General features: G+C 41.7%; 1 protein-coding gene. It reads right to left on the minus strand.

All coding sequences use genetic code 11. The features are described 5' to 3' along the window. The coding region (gene ltrA / locus EKM78_RS12330) for a group II intron reverse transcriptase/maturase (RefSeq protein ID WP_125772646.1) at nt 1-1,209 on the minus strand (1,209 nt) is incomplete at its 3' end. Nucleotides 1,210-1,519: the final 310 nt, after the last annotated feature.

A 1,519-nucleotide genomic window follows, 5' to 3' on the forward strand; every position in this document is an offset into this window, starting at 1 on the left:
CTTATACCTTGTTTTCGGTTGTTTCCACGATTTCCATATGTATTGTCTGATTCTTGAACGTAACCATTCGTCCAATCTCTGCACGAATGTTTTGATACCCGCGATTCCATAGTAATTCAGCCAACCGTTCATCTTCCGTTGTATTTCCAGAAAGATTATGTCTAAACTTCTTCCTCGATTTCGTTTAGTGATAGTCTTCAATGAATGTATGAGTCTTTTCTTTGACTGGTTACTCGCTATCGGGTACGCCCCTTTTTGAGACACACCAACTGAGAATCCAAGAAATTTCAGCCTGCGAGGGTTCCCCACGGTCGTTTTCTTGCGATTGATAGTTAGTTTCAAGTCCTTTTTCAAGAAATTGGACACACTCTCAAGAACACGTTCACCTGCTCGTTTACTTTTAACGTAAATATTACAGTCATCGGCATAGCGAACGAACTTATGTCCACGGGACGTAAGTATCTTGTCGAGTTCATTTAGATAGATATTAGCTAAGAGCGGTGAAAGATTTCCACCCTGAGGAGTTCCCTCAGTGGACTTTTGGAATAGCTTGCCGTCCATTACGCCACTCGTTAGGAATTTGCGTATCATACGCAACAACCACTCATCATCAATATACTGTTTGATGAACTTCATAAGTAAATCGTGGTTGACTGTGTCGAAGTATGCTTTCAAGTCAAGGTCTATCACTACATGGTAGCCTTGGTCATAAAACTCAGTAACGCGATTTATTGCGTCATGAGCACTTCGATTTGGTCTAAATCCAAAACTATTGTCTGAGAATATATTCTCAAATACAGGCATCATTGCTTGCGCAACTGCCTGTTGTATCAGACGGTCGATTACCGTCGGTACTCCTAATTTCCGCATAGATCCATCAGGTTTAGGTATTTCAACCCTTCTGACAGGTTTAGGTTTATATGTTAGGTCGTTCAGTGACTTCATTAGTTGAGTTTTGTTCTTCTTAATGTAGTCTTTCAGGTCATAGACAGTCATACCGTCTATTCCTTGTGCGCCCTTATTTCTATAGACCCGTTGATATGCTAGATTAAGATTATCTCTACTTAGGATTTGTTCTTTGAGCGAAATGCCACTTTTAATTGTACTTTCACCAGAAACGGCGCTACGCACCTCTGGTTTTCCTTGATTTTCCAAACCAACAGTCCCCAGTTGGCCAGACTTACTGCCTGTTTTCTGCGATTTTCGCACCATTTCTACCTCCAATATCCATAAAAGTTACTAATGTTCGGTCCTTCGTCGCAAACGACTACTATGACCTCTGCTGACTTCTGCCATATTCAGCTAGACATCACTGCCTAGTTTGTCCAGAACTATCACCTGTGACGTATATGACAGACCTCCTCGGGTAAGAGCGTTAACTTTCGTACCATGTAGCTGCCGACTCTACCGGAAATACTTTCGAGTAGTATAGGACTTCGTTGTGTTGGGCAAACTTATCCTGCATTTCCGGCCTATTAGTCGATTCTTGTACATCAGCTCAGTACTTTGCTTTAGACTT

Origin of the sequence: Companilactobacillus furfuricola (assembly GCF_003946325.1) — a bacterium.
Classification (GTDB): Bacteria; Bacillota; Bacilli; order Lactobacillales; family Lactobacillaceae; genus Companilactobacillus; species Companilactobacillus furfuricola.